At 36.8% G+C, this 18,882-nt stretch carries 17 protein-coding genes and 1 pseudogene; 4 read left to right on the top strand and 14 right to left on the bottom strand.

Annotated elements, in window-relative coordinates:
• Positions 1–73: 73 nt before the first annotated feature.
• The 12 genes from BM146_RS08375 to BM146_RS08320 form a co-directional block, all read right to left on the bottom strand.
• Positions 74–916: an AraC family transcriptional regulator gene (locus BM146_RS08375; protein ID WP_074887192.1), complete on the bottom strand. Its 843-nt coding sequence runs from the start codon at positions 914–916 to the stop codon at positions 74–76.
• Between the two features lie 4 nt (positions 917–920).
• A complete protein-coding gene (locus BM146_RS08370) occupies positions 921–2,009 on the bottom strand; it encodes a glycoside hydrolase family 25 protein (protein WP_074887187.1) in 1,089 nt (362 codons plus the stop codon).
• A 2-nt stretch (positions 2,010–2,011) separates the two neighbouring features.
• A complete protein-coding gene (locus BM146_RS08365; protein ID WP_074887184.1) occupies positions 2,012–2,890 on the bottom strand; it encodes a YitT family protein in 879 nt (292 codons plus the stop codon).
• 3 nt (positions 2,891–2,893) lie between these two features.
• Positions 2,894–4,120, bottom strand: coding sequence for a threonine ammonia-lyase (ilvA, locus tag BM146_RS08360; protein ID WP_074887181.1), 1,227 nt, complete (start codon positions 4,118–4,120; stop codon positions 2,894–2,896).
• A 19-nt stretch (positions 4,121–4,139) separates the two neighbouring features.
• Positions 4,140–5,051 carry a signal recognition particle-docking protein FtsY gene (ftsY, locus tag BM146_RS08355; RefSeq protein ID WP_074887177.1) on the bottom strand — a complete coding sequence of 304 codons (912 nt, stop codon included), beginning with the start codon at positions 5,049–5,051 and terminating at the stop codon, positions 4,140–4,142.
• Positions 5,051–8,608: a chromosome segregation protein SMC gene (gene smc, locus BM146_RS08350; RefSeq protein ID WP_074887176.1), complete on the bottom strand. Its 3,558-nt coding sequence runs from the start codon at positions 8,606–8,608 to the stop codon at positions 5,051–5,053. The genes ftsY and smc overlap by 1 nt, the downstream gene beginning before the upstream one ends.
• On the bottom strand, positions 8,608–9,303 hold the full coding sequence (gene rnc, locus BM146_RS08345; protein ID WP_074887171.1) for a ribonuclease III: 696 nt from the start codon (positions 9,301–9,303) through the stop codon (positions 8,608–8,610). The genes smc and rnc overlap by 1 nt, the downstream gene beginning before the upstream one ends.
• 83 nt (positions 9,304–9,386) lie before the next feature.
• Positions 9,387–9,623: an acyl carrier protein gene (gene acpP / locus BM146_RS08340; protein WP_022773552.1), complete on the bottom strand. Its 237-nt coding sequence runs from the start codon at positions 9,621–9,623 to the stop codon at positions 9,387–9,389.
• Positions 9,624–9,673: 50 nt separating this feature from the next.
• Positions 9,674–10,684, bottom strand: a complete 1,011-nt coding sequence (gene plsX, locus BM146_RS08335; protein ID WP_074887168.1) for a phosphate acyltransferase PlsX — start codon at positions 10,682–10,684, stop codon at positions 9,674–9,676.
• A gap of 156 nt (positions 10,685–10,840) precedes the next feature.
• Positions 10,841–11,023, bottom strand: coding sequence for a 50S ribosomal protein L32 (gene rpmF, locus BM146_RS08330; protein WP_022773549.1), 183 nt, complete (start codon positions 11,021–11,023; stop codon positions 10,841–10,843).
• Positions 11,024–11,164: 141 nt separating this feature from the next.
• Positions 11,165–12,025 (bottom strand): helix-turn-helix domain-containing protein, encoded by an 861-nt coding sequence (locus BM146_RS08325; RefSeq protein ID WP_074887464.1) that lies wholly within the window; start codon positions 12,023–12,025, stop codon positions 11,165–11,167.
• A gap of 203 nt (positions 12,026–12,228) precedes the next feature.
• Entirely contained in the window at positions 12,229–13,422 is a 1,194-nt protein-coding gene (locus tag BM146_RS08320; RefSeq protein ID WP_074887163.1) for an acetate/propionate family kinase, read from the bottom strand.
• A gap of 353 nt (positions 13,423–13,775) precedes the next feature.
• Here BM146_RS08320 and BM146_RS08315 point away from each other — a divergent pair, with 353 nt between their 5' ends.
• Positions 13,776–15,011, top strand: coding sequence for a nucleotidyltransferase (locus tag BM146_RS08315; RefSeq protein ID WP_074887161.1), 1,236 nt, complete (start codon positions 13,776–13,778; stop codon positions 15,009–15,011).
• Positions 15,012–15,096: 85 nt separating this feature from the next.
• A complete protein-coding gene (locus BM146_RS08310; RefSeq protein ID WP_074887159.1) occupies positions 15,097–17,211 on the top strand; it encodes a cyclic nucleotide-binding domain-containing protein in 2,115 nt (704 codons plus the stop codon).
• Positions 17,212–17,261: 50 nt separating this feature from the next.
• Here BM146_RS08310 and BM146_RS08305 read toward each other — a convergent pair whose 3' ends face one another.
• Together BM146_RS08305 and BM146_RS08300 are read right to left on the bottom strand one after the other, a co-directional pair.
• The gene (locus BM146_RS08305; RefSeq protein WP_074887157.1) at positions 17,262–17,726 is read right to left on the bottom strand and encodes a chemotaxis protein CheW; all 465 of its coding nucleotides are present in this window, start codon (positions 17,724–17,726) and stop codon (positions 17,262–17,264) included.
• An 11-nt stretch (positions 17,727–17,737) separates the two neighbouring features.
• Entirely contained in the window at positions 17,738–18,166 is a 429-nt protein-coding gene (locus tag BM146_RS08300) for a chemotaxis protein CheW (protein ID WP_074887154.1), read from the bottom strand.
• 90 nt (positions 18,167–18,256) lie between these two features.
• Between BM146_RS08300 and BM146_RS08295 the strand changes: the two genes are divergently transcribed.
• Both BM146_RS08295 and BM146_RS19845 read left to right on the top strand, forming a co-directional pair.
• Entirely contained in the window at positions 18,257–18,592 is a 336-nt protein-coding gene (locus BM146_RS08295; RefSeq protein ID WP_074887151.1) for a MerR family transcriptional regulator, read from the top strand.
• An 85-nt stretch (positions 18,593–18,677) separates the two neighbouring features.
• Positions 18,678–18,882: pseudogene (locus BM146_RS19845) on the top strand (IS4 family transposase); the annotation flags it as partial.

Genomic DNA, 18,882 nt, shown 5'->3' with positions numbered 1-18,882 from the left:
ACCTCTTCCTAAAAATCAACAATGTTTATAATATATAAAAAGAGTATAGGTGTCAAGTATTTTTTCTTGACACCTATATTTTCACTTCAGAAGGCAAGATCCCAAGTTGTAATTTAAAAGCTCTGCTAAAGGATGAATAATCTTTAAAGCCCGCTTCAAGACAGGCACTTGTTGCCGGAGTTCCTGACATTATAAGAGTCCTTGCATAAAGGATTCTCTTTTCAGAAACATATTGATGAACTGAATACCCTGTTTCCTGCTTAAACACACGCATCATATGATATTTACTCATATAGAAATGATCAGCGAGTCTCTCAATTGTAAGATCTTTTGAAAGGTTTTTGTTGATGTACTCAATGATATCAATAACTTTTCTGTTATAGCGTGCTTCCTGAGTAAAGCCAAGTTCTTCTGATATGCAGGCCTTGTTAAACTCAATCAAAGAGCTCAAAACATCAATCCTTGTAGAAAGCTTACCGGCATATTCTTCATTTTCTACCTTTAAATCATTTTCAATTTTTACAAAGCCATCATATATCTTTGTACTAATATTTGCAGGAAACCTGACAACATAACTCTCTATTTCTTTTGTCTTATGAAAAGCATCTAAAAGTCCATACTTTTCAAGAAATTCATGATTAAGATATAGTATTATCCTGTCATATTCCTTCTGCCCATTATCAGCCTCATAAACAGGCTTATGAATATCAAACCTGTTTACAAGCACAAAATCAAAGGGCAAAAGTTCATACTCTCGCCCTTCAATAATATATTTCACATTTCCATTTAGTATCAAAATAAGCTTGTCAAAATCATGATAATGAAATGGAATATCTATATTCTCATTATCGCAGATATGAAAAAACTTATAGTCCTCGTTTAGATAACCCTTCTGTTCGTAATCTTTTGTATCCATAGAATCAATAATCAGTTATGCAAATATTCAAATCAACGTTACCGGTAATTCCATCCACACTTCCGCTGGATGTATACTGCCACATATCAAAATGATACGGATAATACAAAGGTGTTCCGTAATAAGCAATCCAAATATCGTAGTCATCAACATCTATTGCATCCATGAGGAGTGTAAATGATTTTACATTTCCATAAATCATGGGCTTATAGCCTGCTTTTTTAACAGCCTCACAAAAAACCTTAGCGACCTCTTCATAAGAATCACTTGAAAGATTCACAGTCCTGGCAGAATCTGAGTCTGCAGATTCAATATCTATCACAACAGGATATTTTATATCGTATGGTTCAATCATATCAAGCATCATCTGCACTTCTTCAAGAGCTTCAGTTTCATTCAAGGCCTGTGAATAGAAATAAACCCCTACATCAATGCCATTTTTTGTAGCACCCTTTATGTTATTTTCAAAATAATCATCCTGAAGAAGTTTTCCTTCTGTAGTACCTCTAAATCCTGTCCTGATAATAGCAAAATCGATGCCCGCATCAGCAACTTTATCCCAATCGATGTCGCCCTGAAATCTTGATACATCAACACCGGTTTTGGTCTTAATCGTTTCATCATCACCAACATATTGCAGATATCCTTTTTCATCAAATTCAAAGTCATCTTCGTCAAAGGGATGATGCTCAATCTCATCTGTAATAGGGAAAAAGTAATACCTGCCATCACTGGCAACAACCAATTGTTCAGGAAAAAGAGATCTTATTGTTGAAGTAGTACCTTCTCCGGCCTCAAGTTTTCTCTGTATAGTACTTTTAATTGATTTCTCAGTTTCATCGGCAGCAACTTTTTTAGCCTCATCAACAAGAATCTGTGTCTCAACCTCAGTGTAATATCCCTCATTGTTCAGAGCTTCCAGTTCACTCCTTACTGCCTCTTCCTCTCTTTTAAGCATCGCATTTTTAATCAAAAGTGCAATACTAAAAGATAGCGCCAAAAGCGCCACAAGGCTCAAGAATATGATTGATATAATATTATGAGTGTTCCTGACACCCCTTTTCTCACGTAATTCCCCAGATGAACTATTCATACTTAAATTCTCTCGTCAAAATAACTTTTATAGCCTTCGCCATAAATCTCACTTGCACTAGAGATGATCATAAACGCATTAGGATCCTCATCTCTTACTATATCCTCAGCTAGAGGCGAAAGCCTCTTCTTTATGGCACACATTATAACTTTTTTATCTTCCCCGCTGTATGCCCCTTTTGCAAATACATGTGTAACACCGATATCCAGCTCTTCAAGAAGCCTTTTGGTTATATCATCAACCCTGTCAGAAATAATATAAATAAGTTTAGCTTCATCTCTACCGTACAAAACAAGGTCAAGAACATAAGATGTAACCATAACCGACATAAATGAATATAAAGAAGCTGCAAAGTCACCAAATACTATACCCGCTATAAGAAGTACTACAATATCTGTTAAAAGGTATAGCACTCCAGTTTTGATATGCGGATACTTGATCCTTAATAATTTAATTATAACATCGGTACCGCCAGTTGTGGCATGACATTTAAAAATCAGGCCGATTGCAATACCAAGGGCTGCGCTACCAAAGGATGCCCCAAGGAATACATCATAAATTATGTATCCCGAAAAGAAGTTAGTACAGATATCCGTAACCCAGGAAATCACGGCAGTTGCATAGATGGTTGAAATAGTGAACCTAATACCGAATTTCCAGATAGAAAGGATCAGAATAGGTATATTCATGATCAAAAACCATAAACCAGTACCCATCGGCACCACTCTGTTAAGCACGATGGCAAGACCTGTTAATCCTCCGGGAGCTATATTATTAGGATCAACTAAAAGACTTGTTGCTGCTCCATATATTATTGCTCCGATTGTGATTAGAATATACTCCGCTACTCTTCTTAATTTCTTTGATCTTATCCTATTCATTACTTAAATATTTGTCCTTACAATTCTTGGTTTATATCCATTATCATTGAGTGCATCAATGATCTGCTGTTTGTGTTCGCTTCCGAAAGCTTCAAGAGTGATTCTGAGCTCAACAGCTGCATTTCGGTTAATGGAAACAAACTGGTTATGTTCAAGCTTTATTACATTGCCTTTTACTTCAGCAATTACACCTGAAACTCTTGAGAGTTCTCCCGGCTTATCAGGAAGAAGAACAGAAACAGTAAAAATTCTGTCTCTCATAATAAGTCCCTGCTGTACAACAGAAGACATTGTAATAATATCCATATTGCCGCCAGATAAAACGCAGGCAATCTTCTTATCCTTCACATCAAGCTGCTTAAGAGCCGCAACAGAAAGAAGTCCTGAATTCTCTACTACCATTTTATGGTTCTCAACCATATCAAGGAATGCTACAACAAGATCCTCATCAGGAACAGTGATTATCTCATCAATATTCTTGCTAAGATATGGGAATATATTTTCGCCCGGTGTCTTAACAGCTGTTCCATCCGCAATAGTATTAACTGTAGGCAGTGTAACAACATGCCCCGCCTTCATAGATTCCTGCATACAATTAGCACCGGATGGCTCAACACCTATAACTTTGATCTTGGGATTAAGGAGTTTTGCAAGAGTTGAAACTCCTGTAGCCAGTCCGCCGCCACCGATTGGAACAAGAATATAATCAACGGTTGGAAGCTCCTTGATTATTTCCATTGCTATGGTTCCCTGTCCGGTTGCAACATCAAGATCATCAAATGGGTGAACCATTGTATAACCTTTTTCTTCAGCAAGCTTTTTAGCATGCTCATAAGCTTCATCATACACATTGCCATGAAGAACAACTTCAGCTCCAAGAGCTTTTGTTCTGTTCACCTTGATAAGTGGAGTTGATGTAGGCATTACAATTGTTGCCTTAACGCCATAACGCTTTGCAGCATACGCAACGCCCTGCGCATGGTTACCTGCAGATGCAGTAATAAGACCTTTCTTTCTCTCATCATCAGAAAGAGTTGTAATCTTGTAATAAGCGCCTCTTACTTTGTACGCCCCTGTTCTCTGAAGATTTTCAGGTTTCAAATATACCTTGTTACCTGTAGAATTGCTCCAGTAATCACTGTAGATAAGCTTTGTCTCCAAAGTAACTTTTTTTACATCTTCGTAAGCTTCTTCAAATTTTTCAAGTGTCATTTTTTCCCCGTTTTCCATGTCGTCTCCTTATCAGCTCTTACATTAGAGCATCAACAAATTCATCTGAATTAAATCTCTCAAGATCGTCAATACCCTCTCCAACTCCCACATATTTAACCGGAATATTAAGTTCCGATACAATGGCAACAGCAATTCCTCCCTTGGCAGTACCATCAAGTTTAGTAAGCACAATACCAGTAAGATCTGCCGCTTCACCAAACTCTCTTGCCTGCATAATTGCATTCTGCCCTGTAGTTCCATCTAACACAATAAAGTTCTCACGCCAGATTCCAGGAAGTTCCTTATCTATGATTCTGTTCATCTTGGCAAGCTCTTCCATAAGGTTTTTCTTATTGTGAAGCCTTCCTGCTGTATCAACTATCAAAATATCACAGCCTCGGGCTTTAAATGAAGATGCCGCATCATATATAACGCTCGCCGGATCCGCACCTTCTTTTCCGACAATTATTGGAGCATCAGCTCTTTTTGCCCATTCCTGAAGTTGTTCAGTAGCTGCTGCTCTATAGGTATCTGCTGCAGCAATAAGAACTTTTTTTCCTTTGTTTTTAAAAATTGAAGCAAGTTTTCCTACTGATGTAGTCTTTCCCACTCCATTCACACCGATCACAAAGATTATTGTCTTCTTATCTTCAAAGTCATAAGCATTATCATCAGTATGCATCTGTTCTCTTAAAATCTGTGTCAAAAGCTCTCTGCACGCATTAGGATCTGATATTTTCTTTTCTTTTACCTGTTTTCTGAGTTCATCCATAACTCTGCTGGTGGCATTAACACCTATATCAGCCATTATAAGAGTCTCTTCAAGTTCTTCATAAAAATCTTCATCTATACTTGAAAATCCCGAAAAAACATTGTCAAATCCTCTGGCAATATTGTCCCTGGTTTTGGATAATCCCTGCTGCAGTTTTGCAAAAAAATTATTGGCCATTAATTTGTAAGCTCCTTATCAATGAGGTTTACACTTACAAGAGTAGACACTCCCTTCTCCTGCATGGTAATACCATATAATCTATCAGCACTTTCCATTGTACCACGACGATGAGTAATTACAATAAACTGCGTACTTGAAAGCTTATGAAGATATTTAGCAAAACGAACAACGTTGTTTTCATCAAGGGCAGCCTCAATCTCATCAAGAAGACAGAATGGCGAAGGCTTTAAATTCTGAATTGCAAAAAGAAGTGCAATAGCTGTAAGTGCCTTCTCACCACCGGACATCTGCATCATGTTAACAAGTTTCTTTCCCGGCGGTTGTGCATTGATTCTGATTCCAGCTTCTAAGACATCCTCGTCCTCAGCAAGTTCCAGTGAACCCTTTCCTCCTCCAAACATTTCTTTAAATACCTGATCAAACTCTGCATTTATCTTGTGGAACTGCTCAATGAACTGCTTACGCATGGATTCATCAAGATCTTTGATGATCTCTTTCAGCTGCCTTTCCGCTTCAATAAGATCATCGTGCTGAGTCTTCATAAACGTATATCTCTCCATGAGGTTTTTATAGTCCTCAATGGCATTAACATTTACATCACCGAGTTTTCTTATTGAATCCTTAAGAGAATTAGTTTCTTTTCTCATAGCCGGAACATCAGTCATGTTTTCGTCACGAAGCTCTGCTGCATCAGAAAGAGTGATTTCATATTCATTCCACATATAATTGATATGTGACTCAATAGCCTCCTGACACTTTTCTCTCTTTGACCCCAATCTGATAACTTCTTTATCAAGATCAGATATCTGCTTATTAAGTTCTTCAGTCTTTCCAAAGAATTCCTTCTGTGAAACTGAAAGCTCGTTCTTTTCTTCTTTCTTTTGCTCGAGCTCTTTATTTGCATCAGACTGCACATCAACTGAAGCTTCAATTGTAAGTCGAATCTCTTCAATATCTTTCTTGTTCTGTTCGAGATTTCTTATATTCTCTTCCATGGAATCAAGAATCTCCTGAAGACCCTTCTCAAGAGTTTCTATATCTGACTCGACACGATTCAGATTCTGCTGCTGGAATTCATGCTTTTGAGCTATCTTCTCATACTCAATATCGAGTTTTGAAACTTTTTCGTTTTCAGTTTCCTCAATCTCATGAAGCCCTTCAAGTTCTTTCTGAAATTTTTCAACCTTAACAGTAGATTCTTTCTCAGTGTTTTCCGAAGTTTCAAGAAGTCTTTCAGCCTCTGCTTTTTCCTCAGCAATTTCCAAAAGTTTACTCTCTATTTCATCATTTTCAGCTTTAAGATCACTATAACCAGCTTTCTGTTCAGCCTGTCTTGTCTCTTCATTTTCAACATTAAGTCTCGCAGTGTTCTGTGCAATAAACTTGCCCTGGAGTTCTGTTCTAAGCTCTTCAGCAAGAGTTCTAAGCTCATTCCTCTTTGTTCTGCATTCCTCTATCTCACTCTTGAGATCATCAATACTCTGTTTGTATTTTTTGACGTTAGCTTCCATCTCATCCATCTCACGTCTCCTACCAAGGAGATTAGAGTTGTTTTTGAAAGCTCCACCGCTTATAGCTCCACCGGGAACAAGAAGTTCACCTTCAAGAGTTACCATACGAACTGTATAATTATACTTTCTGGCAATTTTAACTGCATTGTCAATGTTGTCTACAGCAACAATCCTTCCAAGCATGGCCTTAGCAACCTGCCTGTACTTAGGATCAGTATCAACAAGTTCATCCGCCATACCCAGAACGCCTTTTTCATTAAGAGCCTCTTTAGCTTTAAGCTCAGGCGGATTGTCCAATGCTGTAAGAGGTAAAAACGTTGCTCTTCCAGCCTTAGTTTCTTTTAGATAAGCAATCATTTTCTTGGCAGTTTCTTCATCATCGGTAACAATATTCTGAATGTTACCACCAAGAGCAACCTCAATAGCTGTTTCATACTTAGGCTGTGTCTTTATAATATCAGCCACAACACCTATGATTCCGGGTGTTGTGTCTTTTTTCTCCATTACCTTTTTAACACTGCCGCCGTATCCTTCATATCTCTCTGTAATATTTGCCAAAGCTTCAAGTCTTGATTTTTCCTGCTGATAAAGTTCCTGTATCTTTCTAAGTTCAGAATCTTTTAAAGACATGTTTTCACGCATCTCTTTTACGTCTTCTTCAGCCTTTTTCTGCTTTTTATTCATTTCAGAAATCTCTGAAGTTATGCGTTCAAACTCATCCTTAAGTCTTTTGATTGTTTCTTCCTGCTTTGACTCATCAGATCTGGCTCTAACAAGCTTTCCAGTAAGTTCTGCCTTTCTGATATTTACCTGCTCCTTCATTGTATTGAGGGAACTGAGCTTTGATTTTATGGTAGCTCTGGTATTCAAGGTTTCAATAATAGCGCTCTTGCAGCTCTCTACTTCCTCATTTATGTTTGATATCTGTGTAAGAACCCTTTCAAGCTCTTTTCTTGCTTCATCACGCTTTTGTGAAAGTTCTCCTACTTCCTTATCGATACTCTCTTTTTCAGAAAGATATTTCTCTTTTTCTTTATTTTTTTCTTCAATTTTAGCCTGCTCATCCTTAATACGCGTCTTAAAATGAGCATCATTGGTTGTAGCAGACTTTATCTTTTCATTCAAGATGCCTATCTGGCCTTCAAGCTTTTCTTTTTTGACAGATGAATCAGTGATTCTTGCTCTGGCTTCATCTATTTCTCGATCTAAAACTTCAAGTTTTTTCTGAATTCCCTCATATTCTTCCTTGGCTTTTTCATAGGACTCTTTTGCTTTATCAAGAGATTCAGTCGCAATGCCAAGATTATTCTCGGCATCTTCAAGCTGTTGCCTCTGGCTCTTGTTTTCAACAAGGAACATATTGACATCCAAAGTTTTAAGACGTTCACGAAGTTTTAAATACTCTTTAGCTACTTCAGACTGTTTTTCCAATGGTCCTACCTGTTTTTCAAGCTCAGATAAAATATCAGAAAGACGGGTAAGATTTATCTTCTCCTCCTCAAGTTTTTTGATAGCAGTCTCTTTTCGGGATTTAAACTTCACAATACCGGCAGCCTCATCGAAAAGATTACGCCTGTCCTCAGGCTTGCTTGAAAGAATCTGGTCAATCTGACCCTGACCAATAATAGAGTATCCTTCTTTACCAATACCTGTATCCATAAACAGCTCGTTTACATCCTTAAGTCGACATGTAGAGCCATTTATCATATATTCACTTTCACCAGAACGATAAAGCCTTCTTGAAACAGTAACTTCATCGTAATCAATAGCAAGGGAATGATCCGAATTATCAAGAGTGATGGCAACAAAAGCATAGCCCAAAGGCTTACGAAGCTCTGTGCCGGAAAAGATAACATCCTGCATGGATCCACCACGCAACTGCTTTATTCGCTGTTCACCAAGAACCCACCTTACAGCATCCGCTACATTACTCTTACCAGAGCCGTTAGGTCCTACAATTCCGGTGATTCCATTATGGAAATCAAATTTTATCTTATTTGCAAACGACTTAAAACCGTGAATTTCAATACTTTTTAAATACATTACTTGATTTTCTTTAATTCAAGAATAGCCTTGTAAGCAGCCTTTTGCTCAGCAGCTTTTTTGGTTTTTCCTGACCCCTCTCCAAAATTCTTATCGCCCACAAATACGCAGACATCAAATATTTTATCATGTTCAGGACCTCTTTCGCCACAAATTTCATAGCGAATCTGTCCCATATTCTGCCCCTGAACAATCTCTTGAAGAATAGACTTACTATCGCTAAACATCTGCATGCTCTCTTCATTTGTAAGAACATATTTATAAATAAACTTCTTGGACTCTTCTATTCCGCCATCCAAAAACAATGCACCTATCACCGCCTCAACCATATCGGCAATGATTGATTCCTTGTTCCTGCCCCCTGTGGCCTCTTCACCTTTTCCAAGCTGCATGTAATGCCTTATATCAAGTTTTTCTGCATCAAAGGCCAAAGCAGGCTCACATACAAGAGACGCTCTGATTTTTGACATTTCACCCTCTTTTTTATCCGGATATTTTTTGAACAGGTACTCACTTGATAGCATTTCAAGGACAGCATCTCCCAAAAACTCAAGACGCTCATAATCAGGCTTTTTATTAATCTTTTGTTCATTTACAAAAGAACTGTGAGTAAATGCCTGAATTAATAGTGATTTATCCTCAAAAGTATATCCAATAGTATTTTCAAATTTTGAAATATCTGACTCTGATAACATAAAAACCTCGCCAAGTGCTTTACTTAAATTAAAATGAGGCAGTCAAAAAGCTGCCTCACCATTGTCTGTTATTTATTTACAGCTTATTTTGTAGAAAGTGCGCTTTTAAGAAGCTCTACAGCTTCACCAACAGTAGTGATATTCTCTGTCTTTTCAGGATCGATCTGTACATCAAATTCATCCTCAAGTCCCATAATAATCTGGAAAAGATCAAGTGAATCAGCACCAAGATCTTCTGTAAAAGTTGTATCCATCTTAATTTCCTCAGGATCAACATTTAAAACGCCTGCAATAACTTCTTTCATCTTTTCAAATTCCATAATAATCGACCTTTCTTAACTGTCAAAGTAATAATTTATATAGTCAGCGCTCAAGTCTCATCAGATAATTTTGCACTGATCTTTTCGCTAATTTTTTGTTCTGTGAATGTTACACACTGAAGGATTGAATTCTTAACCTCAATATCATTAGCACTTCCATGTGTCTTAACTACAAGGCCCTTAAGCCCAAGCATCGGCGCTCCACCATATTTATCCATACTGTAATCAGCAAGAGACTTCTTGAGGTCATCTTTAATAAGAAGTGCACCAATTTTGGTTTTAATATTGCTCATAAGCCCTTTCTTGATAACATGCATCATGGACTTGGCAACACCCTCGTACATCTTAAGGATAACGTTACCAGTGAAAGCCTCGCAAACAATAATATCAGCAAATCCGGCAGGAATATCTCTTGCTTCTATACTTCCGATAAAATTTATATCCGGGCAGTTCTTAAGAAGCGGGAATGTCTCTTTTACCAAAGCATTACCCTTTTCCTCTTCTGCACCAATATTTACAATGGCAACCGTGGGATTCTTGATACCCATGACATTTTCCATGTAAACAGTTCCCATTTTAGCAAACTGTACCAAATGGTTAGACCTGGCATCTACATTGGCACCACAATCTATCAAAAGAGAATTGCCTTTCTCGGTAGGAATAAGCGGAGCAAGTGGTGCTCTGTCAACTCCTTTAAGCCGTCCTACTATTACCTGTCCACCCACAAGTGTTGCACCTGTACTTCCTGCGGAAACATAAGCATCAGCCTCGCCATGGTTGACCATATACATGGCTTTTACAATAGACGAATCTTTCTTTTTTCTTATTGCCATAACAGGAGGTTCAGCCATTTCGATAATTTCAGTTGCATCCACAACTTCAATCTTATCTTTTTCATATTCGTAAGCAGATAGTTCTTTTTCTACAACATCTTTTTTTCCAACGAGGAAAACCTTGAGATTCTGTGACTCTTTAACAGCATCCACAGCACCCTTTACTGTGACAAACGGAGCGTTATCTCCTCCCATTGCATCAACAGCAACTCTAACTAATTCTGCCATAAAATTACCCCCATATCAAAATTGACTTCTTATAATATACAAGAGTACTAATCAAAAATCAATAGAATAAAAACATTGATTTTTGGGCAAAAAAAGGGCTTTCCAAATAAATTGGAAAGCCTTAAATTTCAGAACATATGAGGTTACACTTAGTTATCAAGCCTCAACTTCAACAATGCTCTTCTTGTTATAATAGCCGCACTTCTTACATGCGCAATGTGGCTGCATAAGAGCTCCACAGTGGCTGCACTTTACAAGAGTTGGAGCTGTCATTTTCCAGTTAGCTCTTCTCTGATCTCTGTGGCCTTTTGATGACTTATTCTTTGGGCAGATTGACATTTGAGTAACACCTCCTTACAGTAACCGTATAAGAAACTGCCTTAAAAAGGCAATTGTTTACGTTTATTCATTAGCATACCTTGATATTGTACTCATAGCAGCAGTGTTTGTCAATACATTTTTTTGACTCATGTCATTTCATCATCTATTGCAATTCTGAGAGTACTTCTTGGGCGAGATTCCTACAGACTTAGTAAATGCTTTTAGGAAATTACTATAATCACTAAATCCACACTTCTCGCATACATCGCTCACTCCTATTCCCTCTGCCAATAACGACTTGGCAATAGAAATACGTCTGGCTGTCATATACTTATTTATAGTTGTTCCGGTTGCAGATTTAAAAATCCTGCAAATGTATGACTCGCTTATATAAAACTGCTTTGATAAATCTCCTATACTTATCGGATACTGAATATTATTGTTCAGATATGAAAGGATTGCATCCACCTGTTCATTATATGTCGAAGGCTTATCCTCTAATTTATCACTAGTTTTCTCATTCACTATCTGATTTATTAGCACAAAAAGTTCCGTAAATGTCGCTCTTTCTAACAAATCATGTCCATATCCGTTGCTTGTGAGTATCTTATTTACAAAGTAAAGAAAACGACTCTGCTGTTCACTGGTAAGACTTATCTTATGAGAGAACTTCTCATTCCTCTCCTGAAAACATGCATCCAAATTGGTCTCTGTTGAAGATATCTCCTTCATGTAGTCTGGATCTATCATGATAACAATTCTCTCATGCTTTTCTTTCTCAATCTGGGTAAGATAATGAGAATCATACTGATTAATAAGAAAAAGATCCCCGGGGGCTATATCATAGACTTTATTATCAATAAGAAACTGCTTTCCTCCAGAAATGGAAAAATACACTTCATAGCAATCATGAATATGCATTTCCATCGCCTTTTCATCTTTATACAAATGAGCAATACTAAAGTATTTATTCTCTATACTGGAGGCCATTGCCTCTTTACATGAATTTAACTCTTTCATACCTTCCCCATTATCAGCTTTTTCTATATTATCCCAAACAAAAGACATAGTATATCATACAGTTTTACTTCAGTATTTTCAAGTTTTTTGTTATGTTTATTTAATATCAAGAAAATTTAGTTTAACGATTAACATTTAGTATAAAAAAAGAAGCAGTGAAAAATCACCGCCTCTTTTGGATTTACATCTTTATTATCAATTCATTATTTGCAGAGTGCTACTGTATCACGCGCAATTGCAAGTTCTTCATTTGTAGGAACAATAAGAAGCTTAACTTTGCTGTCAGCACCTGAAAAGACTTTGTCCTCACCATGAGCCTTGTTAGCCTCTTCATCAACAGTTGCGCCAAGGAATGAGAGTCTCTTGCAAATAAGGTTACGAACGAATCCACTGTTCTCGCCCACGCCTGCTGTGAAACAAATAGCATCTACTCTTCCCAAAGCTGCTGTGTAAGCACCGATGTACTTAACAACTCTGTAAACAAATGCATCAACAGCTCTCTTAGCGCCCGCATGGCCTTCTTCATATCCTTTCTGAAGGTCTCTAAAATCAGATGAAAGCTCATCTGAAAGTCCGAATACACCTGACTTTTTATTTAAAAGATTTGTAACATCAGCTACTGTAGAATTCTCTTTTTTCATGATAAACTCAACAACTGAAGGATCTATATCACCACTTCTTGTTCCCATGATAAGTCCTTCAAGTGGGGTAAGTCCCATAGATGTATCAATACATTTTCCACCATCAACAGCTGAAATTGAAGCACCATTTCCAAGGTGACAAACAATAAGCTTAAGGTCTTTTGCATCCTTTCCAAGGATTTCTGCAGCTCTCTTACTTACATATGAATGGCTTGTACCATGGAAACCATATCTTCTGATTCCATATTTCTCATAGTATGAATAAGGAAGGCCATAAAGATAAGCTTCTTCAGGCATTGTCTGATGAAATGCTGTGTCAAAAACTGCAACCATTGGAACTTTAGGCATTGCCTTCTGGCATGCTCTGATACCAATAAGGTTAGCTGGATTGTGAAGAGGTGCAAGATCAGAAACATCCTCAATTGCCTTAATAACTTCTTCATCAATAACAACAGATTTAGTGAACTTTTCTCCACCATGAACGATACGGTGGCCAACTGCTCCTATCTCATCAAGAGAAACAACACCGTTTTCACTATTTGTAAGTGCCTCAATAACAAGCTCAATTGCTCTGTTATGATCAGGCATTGGAGTAACCTTTGTAATCTTATCTTTGCCAGCAGGAGTATAAACTATCTGGCTTCCGTCAATTCCGATTCTTTCGCAAAGTCCTTTGCAGATTACAGCTTCTGAGTCTGAATCAATAAGCTGGAATTTAAGTGATGAACTTCCACAGTTAATAACTAAAACTTTCATATTTGACCTCTTTTCAAAATATTTCTGAAATCTACTTATATTATAATAGTAACTTCAGTTTCATTTTTATTCTTTGAGCAGAATCAAAAAATCTTCCATGTATATCATACTTATATTATAATTCTTGTACAAGGAAAAAACTGTACAAAAATTAGAAATTTATTGGTTACTGTTCAGACAGAAATGCGCACTAAGCTGCGCATTTCGTGAGAACTTGATACGGGAGTGAGCGCATTCAATCGACGAAGTCGATTTGGAATGAATGCGCGAAGTGGTTACTGGAGCGAGCTGTATGCGAGTGAACAGTAACATTTATTGTCGCAATATAAAATTTTGTTATCAGGATATCGTCAATGAAAACCATCGGGATTATCGCAGAATTCAACCCTTTTCATAAAGGTCATGAATACCTCATTAAAAAATGTAAAGAAAAATTAAACGCTGACTACTGTGTAGTTGTTATGAGCGGAGATTATGTAGAACGAGGTGCTCCGGCAATCATCAGCAAATTCGATAGAGCCAGGATGGCTCTTAGTTGTGGTGCCGATATTGTTTTTGAACTCCCTGTTTATTACAGTCTTGGAAGCGCTGAGTATTTTGCATCGGGCGCTATCTCACTTCTTGATAGGCTCGGCGTAGTAGACTATCTTTGTTTTGGAAGTGAAAATCCAGATATTGAATCTTTGAATTCAATCGCAGAAATTCTATCTGATGAACCACAGTCATACAAGGACGCCCTTGGCAAGTATTTGAAAATGGGCGATTCCTACCCTGTTTCCAGAAAAAAAGCCTTAAATGACTATTTTACTCTTGAAAAATCAGATATATCTTCAGCATATGTCGATATACTTGAAAGCCCAAATAATATTCTGGCAGTTGAATATTTAAAAGCTATTCGACGAATTAAAAGTAAAATAACTCCGTTTACCATAAAAAGAGAAGGCGCAGATTATCATTCCGAAGGAATCGAAGAAATATCAAGTGCACAAGGCATTAGAAATATGATTTTTTCAAATAGTGAAACAGAAAAAAGCCTTATCAAAGCACAACTTCCGTCTGCATCAGCTGCTTTTTTCACTGAATATGCAGGTAAATACCTCGATTCCAATGATTTTTCTGATTTTCTTTATTATAAACTTATTTCAGATAAGAATAGCGGCTATACAAAATATCTTGATGTTAACAATGATCTTTCAAACCGCATTTTAGGCGTTCTCGAAAGCTACACGAATTTTGATTCATTTTGCAACAGCTTAAAAACCAGGAATCTTACTTACACCCGCATAAGCAGATGTCTTTTACATATTCTTTTGAACATAACGCAAGAAAACATGGATTCCTACAAGCTTGATGGTTTTACCTGTTATGGAAGAATCCTTGGTAGCCAAAAAGAATCTTCAGCCCTTTTGTCTATGATCCAAAAAAAAGGAACTCTACCGATTTTACATAGACTAAAGGATGCAAAAGAGTTTCTGTCTCCGCTGGAGTTTGCACTTTTTGAAGAGACACTTTCTGCCACAACAATTTATAACCGGGTTGCTCAGAACAATATAAAATCCGAGTATAGATTAAAGCCTGTTATTCTTTAATTTTCTTTTAATTGATGTTAAATGGTTGTCGTGATATCATTATATTGTATACGTAATTTACTATTTATTGTTCTTTGGAGGATACATGGGAATTACAAAACTTGAAAAAGGCCAGTTTCTTCATAAAGCAGGACAAGGCAAGGTAGAAAGTGTTGAAGTTGTGATAAAAGGGAGTATTCAAATTTCAAATGCGTACTCTTCTATCAATTGTAATGTTGGCGGTTTTATCGGAATTGTAGAAAATCCAGGCGATCCCTACGCGTATAATTATGAAGCACTTGAAGAAACGAGTGTTTATTCCTATCCTTTTAATTCGCCAGATGATCTTCCCAAAATAATTAAATCAAATCCCAAAATTGCTCCTATTCTTGCCGCTCAGTCATCTGAGATTGCTGCAAAAACCTGCGCAGTATATGAAAAACAGTATGATGACGCGCTTCAGGAATATGAACAGATTATGGCTGATTATGCCGACTATCCAAGTCTTTGCATAAAAGTCGGCGAAATAGCAAAATCATTTCCAGAACTTGATGAGTTGATTCCTCCTGAAAAATCCGAAAAAATACCTAACTGGGTAATCGACTTTAGCAACAGTCTAAAGGAAAACGAAGCTGTTCTAAAGAAGACTTTCTATGGCTTAAACATAGAATTTGCAACCGGAATGATCATGACTACCTATACCATATATAAAACTATATCAGATCAAGTTCTTCTCCTTAATGAATACCGAAAAGTATTAAAAAAGAAAACCTCATCATTTACTTCCACTATAAAAGCAATAAAATTAAAGCTTGCAGATATGGAAAGGTCTGAGAATGAAGGTACAGAAGGTAGTGTGACTATCGTTAATGCTCTTAATACCATCCTTGTTTATTCAGGGGTAAGTGGTGAAATTGCTACTAAATTCGAAGAACAGATTTCAGCTTTTAAATCAAATAATAACCGCTATGATTCCTCTGATGAAGCAAGAGCTTTGAGGAGAAATATAAGTACTTCATTTTATGAAGTGTTCATACCTGCTTTTTTACGGAGCCTTACTGATGAAAACATCCCAATCGAAGTTAAGATGTTTTTTATGTTCGGTTTTGTTGATGAAGAATTGGCAGGAGCAAAGAATACAAGTATTCTCCATAACATGGCAAAGGCTTATGTTCCTGATGAGAACGGTAATGTACTGACTGTTTATGAATGGCTCAAAAAAATATTTATGTTAGAAGTTGAACCATCAAAAAATGAGTTTGATCAGGATTGGCCTTCATATCTAAGAGAGCAAAGATCAACAGGCGCTATCAGTCAGGATCAGCTTGAAGCTATGCAAAACAACCCACAGAAAAGACTTGATTTCGAAATTCACAATCTCTTTGCCCTTGGAAACAGAATGACCTTTGGACGAATTTCTTCTTTCGTTCCTGTTTTTGATGAGCAAAATGTCTTAAGACCACTTGATATGGCATATCAGACAGCCGCCAAAGTAAACGGATATTATGATATGATCCGCAGCATTGACTATGGAGTATTCTGCAGACAGGCACTGTACTCCAATACAGAAATCGGTATCCCTCAGGTTTATTATGATGATGATATAACTCCATACATGATATTGATGCCGAACGTTGGAAGCAGAGCCAGTCTTTGGCAGGAAATCGAGGGCAAAAACAGGCGAACAAAGGCCAGAATGCTTGTTTCTATATTTAATACAGAAAATACAGAAGAAACTATGATAAAACTATTTGGCGAGTTCAGATGGGAAATGTGTAAGACCGAGCAAGGAGTGCACTGGAACGATGTTACTGACCCTTCTCTTACATCAATGTACTGTGATTATTTGCAGTTTTATAAAAAGAATTCTGCTCTTTCAACTGAAAACAAAGAAAAATTAAGAACTGACTTAAAGAAATTCAGTAATAATTATAAAAATGTATTTATTGCAGATTATCTTTCATATATCAAGTTTGAATCTGCCGGTTCTCCAAGACTGAACAAAGTTACAAGAGAAATTCTTTTTACCTTCTGTCCTTTTGCTAAGGCAGTCAGAGAAAAGAACGCTGACAATCCTCAGTACAAAGAACTTTTCAACCATTATTCTGTTCGTATAAACAATGCAGCAAAGCCTATCCTGAACATCATAGCCAAGTTGAATAAAGATGGAATTGACGTTCCGGAAGAACTCACAAACCAGATTGAACATTTAAAGAAATAAAAACCTATACTGCCAATACGGCAGTATAGGTTTTAACAAAAGCAAAACTATTATGATGCAACGCTCTGACCAACTACTGAATCTACTGAAAGAATTGATATTATCATATCATCAATCTTTCCAACTCCGCGAACAACCGACTCTTCGCTTTTTAGAAATGGTGATGGCTGCTCAATCATGCTACCAGGAATGTTTCTTACATCACTTACTTCATCAACAACTATTCCAAGCAGATTGCCTTCACCAATATTTAAGATGATCACACGTGAATTACTTGTAAAAGAATCGTCTTCAAAATTCATTCTACGGCGAAGGCTCATAACAGGTATAATTTCGCCACGAAGGTTGATAATCCCTTTAAAATACCTTGGTGAACTTGGAACTTTTGTTATTGCAGGCATCTGAATGATGTTATTTACACTTTGAACATCGATAGCGTACAACTCCTGATTTATTTTAAAGATGATATATTTTGACTCATCTTCTTTTCGATTAAATTTTGTTAACTCGGACATTTATAGCCTCCTTATGCAATCAATGACTCAACATCAAGAATAAGTGCTACTGCATCATCAAGAATTGTCGCGCCACTAAAAAAGCGGTTATTATTGTCCAGTATTCCCAATGATTTTGTGTTGATATCATCCTGTCCAAAAAGCTCATCAACTACAAGACCAATATAAGTATCTTTATACATGCAGATAACAACATTTATATTTGAAGATTCTGTATTCGAATCCTCACAATCGAACAATTTATCCATATAGATCAATGGAATAACCTGTCCTCTAAGATAAATAACATCCTCAAAATTAACGCTTTTGATCTCAGAAACAGCTACATTCTCTATTGATAAAACTGCTGAAAGCGGAATGGCTATCTTTTCATCTCTCACTCCTGCTATTAAAGCCTGAGATGATTCCAGCTTTGCAGCAACACATTGACTTAATTCCATTTTATTACCTCCCGATTTGTCTTACTCCAAAACCAATATATTAAATGCATAAATATGTATAGTCAATACAGTTAGTTACGAGGATTGCCTATGATTGAAACAAAATACTCAACAAAAGAAATATGCCAGATATTTAATTTCGGCAGAGAAACTCTAAGGCACTATGAGCGCCAGGGGCTTCTTAATCCCAGAGTCAATCCTAATAATGGATACAGAGAGTATAGTTACTGGGACGTATGTTCTATAGTTGACATATTAAAATATCGTTCTTTAGGTTTTTCTCTTTCCGATACAAAAGACGTAATGTTTGAATACGACTCTCCCAAGATCATAAAAACTCTTGAAGAACACTCGATTTTTTTTCAAAATCAGATTACTGAAACTTCGCACATTAAAAAGTGCTCTAGAACCTTGAAAATTCAATAAAAACTGGCAACAAAAAAGGCGATAAGCCTCTAAAATTGGTATAATTTAAGTACCACCAAAAATTAACCATAAGGAGACCAACGCCTTGTCTAAGATTATATCACAGAATGAACTCGATACTAAGCAGATAACAGATTCAATCAAGATTTTCTTCAATAAATTTCATGTTTCTGCGATATTGAAATCATCTAATGTAAAAAAGCTGAAAGGTGAATCTCCTTCAAACATCTTGATGTATGCGTTTTCTCTCGTATTTCGAAACAAGTCCATGTATATGGATATGTTGCTTG

Origin of the sequence: Butyrivibrio proteoclasticus (assembly GCF_900115735.1) — a bacterium.
Classification (GTDB): domain Bacteria; phylum Bacillota; class Clostridia; order Lachnospirales; family Lachnospiraceae; genus Butyrivibrio; species Butyrivibrio proteoclasticus_B.
This window is presented reverse-complemented; position numbering and strand designations above follow the sequence as displayed.

Coding starts and splice junctions, on each gene's coding strand:
- BM146_RS08325 (WP_074887464.1), bottom strand. CDS start 12,025: ATGAAAGAGTTAAATTCATGTAAAGAGGCAATGGCCTCCAGTATAGAG.
- BM146_RS08295 (WP_074887151.1), top strand. CDS start 18,257: ATGATTGAAACAAAATACTCAACAAAAGAAATATGCCAGATATTTAAT.
- BM146_RS08320 (WP_074887163.1), bottom strand. CDS start 13,422: ATGAAAGTTTTAGTTATTAACTGTGGAAGTTCATCACTTAAATTCCAG.
- BM146_RS08375 (WP_074887192.1), bottom strand. CDS start 916: ATGGATACAAAAGATTACGAACAGAAGGGTTATCTAAACGAGGACTAT.
- BM146_RS08365 (WP_074887184.1), bottom strand. CDS start 2,890: ATGAATAGGATAAGATCAAAGAAATTAAGAAGAGTAGCGGAGTATATT.
- BM146_RS08300 (WP_074887154.1), bottom strand. CDS start 18,166: ATGGAATTAAGTCAATGTGTTGCTGCAAAGCTGGAATCATCTCAGGCT.
- ilvA (WP_074887181.1), bottom strand. CDS start 4,120: ATGGAAAACGGGGAAAAAATGACACTTGAAAAATTTGAAGAAGCTTAC.
- rpmF (WP_022773549.1), bottom strand. CDS start 11,023: ATGTCAATCTGCCCAAAGAATAAGTCATCAAAAGGCCACAGAGATCAG.
- rnc (WP_074887171.1), bottom strand. CDS start 9,303: ATGTTATCAGAGTCAGATATTTCAAAATTTGAAAATACTATTGGATAT.
- BM146_RS08315 (WP_074887161.1), top strand. CDS start 13,776: ATGAAAACCATCGGGATTATCGCAGAATTCAACCCTTTTCATAAAGGT.
- BM146_RS08310 (WP_074887159.1), top strand. CDS start 15,097: ATGGGAATTACAAAACTTGAAAAAGGCCAGTTTCTTCATAAAGCAGGA.
- acpP (WP_022773552.1), bottom strand. CDS start 9,623: ATGGAATTTGAAAAGATGAAAGAAGTTATTGCAGGCGTTTTAAATGTT.
- plsX (WP_074887168.1), bottom strand. CDS start 10,684: ATGGCAGAATTAGTTAGAGTTGCTGTTGATGCAATGGGAGGAGATAAC.
- BM146_RS08370 (WP_074887187.1), bottom strand. CDS start 2,009: ATGAATAGTTCATCTGGGGAATTACGTGAGAAAAGGGGTGTCAGGAAC.
- smc (WP_074887176.1), bottom strand. CDS start 8,608: ATGTATTTAAAAAGTATTGAAATTCACGGTTTTAAGTCGTTTGCAAAT.
- BM146_RS08305 (WP_074887157.1), bottom strand. CDS start 17,726: ATGTCCGAGTTAACAAAATTTAATCGAAAAGAAGATGAGTCAAAATAT.
- ftsY (WP_074887177.1), bottom strand. CDS start 5,051: ATGGCCAATAATTTTTTTGCAAAACTGCAGCAGGGATTATCCAAAACC.